The sequence below is a fragment of the Bacillus sp. 05T31 genome (assembly GCF_056396725.1).
The window spans coordinates 1-3,048 of the sequence record NZ_JBFTMA010000554.1; the positions used below are offsets into that span (position 1 = coordinate 1).

At 34.3% G+C, this 3,048-nt stretch carries 3 protein-coding genes; all 3 read left to right on the forward strand.

The window, feature by feature from the left end; genetic code table 11:
* The coding region (gene thrB, locus AC1DJR_RS24040; RefSeq protein WP_477003676.1) for a homoserine kinase at positions 1-871 on the forward strand (871 nt) is incomplete at its 5' end.
* 92 nt (positions 872-963) lie between these two features.
* Positions 964-1,176 (forward strand): DUF6366 family protein, encoded by a 213-nt coding sequence (locus AC1DJR_RS24045; protein WP_002031378.1) that lies wholly within the window; start codon positions 964-966, stop codon positions 1,174-1,176.
* 220 nt (positions 1,177-1,396) lie between these two features.
* Positions 1,397-3,048 (forward strand): glycoside hydrolase (locus AC1DJR_RS24050; protein WP_477003677.1); only part of this gene is annotated, 1,652 nt, incomplete at its 3' end.

A 3,048-nucleotide genomic window follows, 5' to 3' on the forward strand; every position in this document is an offset into this window, starting at 1 on the left:
CCCTGCTAGTACAGCGAATGTCGGACCTGGATTTGATTCAGTAGGAATAGCATTGTCATTATATTTAGATGTGGTGGTAAAGGCGGAAGCAGATAAATGGCAAGTAATCCATTCCTTTGAAGATTCAATTCCAACAGACGATAAAAATTTAATTGTTAGCACGGCATGTAAAGTGTTTCCTTCTTTATCACCCTATATAATAGAAGTTACTAGTRATATTCCGCTGACAAGAGGKCTAGGAAGTAGTGCATCAGCRATTGTAGCAGGAATAGAGCTTGCGAATCARCTTGGAAATTTRMAYTTAACAACTGATCARAARGTTCAAATTGCTACAAATTTTGAAGGACATCCAGATAATGTTGCTGCTTCTATTTTAGGTGGAACTGTAATCGGAGCRCTKGATGGAAAGAATGTTTCGGTTGTAAGRATTGAAAGTAAGGAATTAGGCGTAATTTCTCTTATTCCAAATGAAGAGCTAAATACRGAKGAAAGYCGATCTGTATTACCAGAGGTGTTTCCGTTTCATGAAGCGGTTAAGGCTAGTGCGATAAGTAACGTATTAGTAGCTGCATTATGTCAAAAGAAGTGGGAAGTTGTAGGTGAAATGATGGAACGAGATCATTTCCACGAGCCATATCGTTTAGAACTTGTACCGTTATTACCATCAATTCGTAAATGTGCAAAAGAATTCGGAGCATATGGCACAGCGCTTAGTGGTGCAGGACCATCCATTTTTATTTTAACTCCGTACGAGAAGCGTAAAGAAATAGCTGACCAATTAGCGAGAGTATTTGCAGCTATGAAAGTATGTGAGCTTGAAATTGATCATAAAGGGATTACTGTAAATAAGGAAGAACATATTGGATTATAAAGAAAGCTAGCATCGCTAGCTTTCTTTACGTTATGGAGAATCTATTTTAAAGGGGATTTTTCGGAATGAACATTAATTTTAGAGGTGATTATATGAGTTCAAAAGAGTCACCAGAAGAAAAAAGAGAACGTATGAGACAAAGTGAATTGAAAAATAATCCTACCGGTTCTTTGAATGATGGACTCAACAGGGCGGAATCAGGTAGCCCCGCTGATATGACAGGTGGTATGAATTGGAAAGGTACAGGGATATTAATTTTAGTGCTAGTTTTAGGATATATTATATATAGTTACTTTTTCAGTTAAGGAAAGCTTGATGGAATTTAGATTTGCTTGATCTAATTATTAGTGAGAATAAAAAAACAAGGATTAAAGTCCCACTGTATTACATATTTTCTTTAAACAGATTACAGTAATACGTAAATTTTTTTGCTCATAATAGAGCTAGCATAATGCTAGCTCTATTATTTTTTTGCCATATTCCTGTAACAAACCTCCTGTATATTCATTGGTGGAGGTGCAGAAGATGAAAAAAATGATAGCGATATGTCTTCTTACAACATTGTCACTTTCGACTTTAGTCGGGTGTGATGTAAAAGGTAATGATGCTTTACAAGAGTCTAAAATAAAGAAAGCGACGTATAAAGATTTTACTTACGATGTAAATCCTGAGACTTTTACGTTAACTGTAGAACATGATGGTGTAAAAGAACAGGCATCACAACCGTTACCAAAAATGAAGGTATCGAATTTGAAAAAAAACAAGGATCATACATCATGGGAATATCCGGATCAAAAAGTAAAAGTAAATTTAGAAAAGAAAAAAGACCACTTAAATATTGAAGTGGAATCGACTGGTGCAGAAAGTTTTACATGGCCAAAAGTGCAAGCTGAAAATTATACACTTCCGTTATGGGAAGGTAAGCAAATTCCGAGTAATGATGAGAACTGGAAGAAGTTTTTAAAGGATGATGCATATTCATTTGCTGAATCATTTTCTATGAAGTTTTTTGCATTAAATGGTTCTAAATATTCGATCGTATATATTGCGAACAATATGTTTAATAATGAATTGAAATTTCATTCAGATCCGAAAATAGGGTTTGATTTTACACATGAATTCCCGAGTATAAATAAAAATAAAACATATGGATTTCAATTATATGTGACAAATAATGATGCAGTAAGTATCGCTAAACTGTATAAGGATAATATTGCTCGAAAAGGTGAATTTAAAACATTACAAGAAAAGGCAAGAAAAAATAAAGAAATCGAAAAACTTTACGGGGCAGCTMATTTTTACTTTTGGAATCAAAATGGTTTATCAGAAAGTAACGTGAATTGGCCGAAGCTAAGAGAGCAAATAAATAGCCCGGTGTTTAGTCATATAAAAGGGCTTATTCAAAAGAATAGTTCGGAGCCTGGAGAACTGAGTGTGTTTGAGCAAGTAAGTAAACAAGATTTCATTGATAARTAYCAAAAAAATGTTATTTTRCGYTATRYAAACGAAGTATTATCTATGAAGGAATTGTATAAAGAGGATATTTTCCCGAAAGTTAATCAGGAAGCTAGTGTGTTATTAAAGAAAGGTGTAGATCACTTATCGAAGACAGAGCTGTATAGCTTAAATAAACATTTATTAAAGTCAGTACTCGGTGATGCAGTTGAAGAAGTAAGTAAATGGGGTAAAGCAGATGGAACGGATATAATAAAGGAAATGAAAAAAGTAGGGATAGACAAAGCGTGGATTGGTCTACCGAACTGGGAACAAGGATTTATGCAGCCTAATTTCGTTACAGAAGCTAAGGAAATGGGATATTTAGTTGGTCCGTATGATTCTTAYCATTCTATTCAYGAAAAAGGTGATAAAAATTGGAACACAGCTTCCTTTAATGAYCCAWCGTTATATGAAGAAGCCACTGTAACGAAGAAAAATGGTGAGAAAGTGCAAGGGTTTTTAGGTAGAGGGCGAAAGTTAAATCCAACTTTATCTCTTCCTAGTGTAAAAGAGCGAATGAACGAGATATTACAAAATGGACCTAAATATAATTCATGGTTTATTGATTGTGATGCAACAGGTGAAATTTATGATGATTATTCGGCCAAACATATAACGACACAAGAACAAGATTTAAAAGCAAGGTTGCAACGAATGGATTATATTGCGCAAGAAAAAGG

Excerpts from the sequence above, each read along its gene's own strand:
- AC1DJR_RS24045 (WP_002031378.1), top strand. The coding sequence starts at position 964 with ATGAGTTCAAAAGAGTCACCAGAAGAAAAAAGAGAACGTATGAGACAA.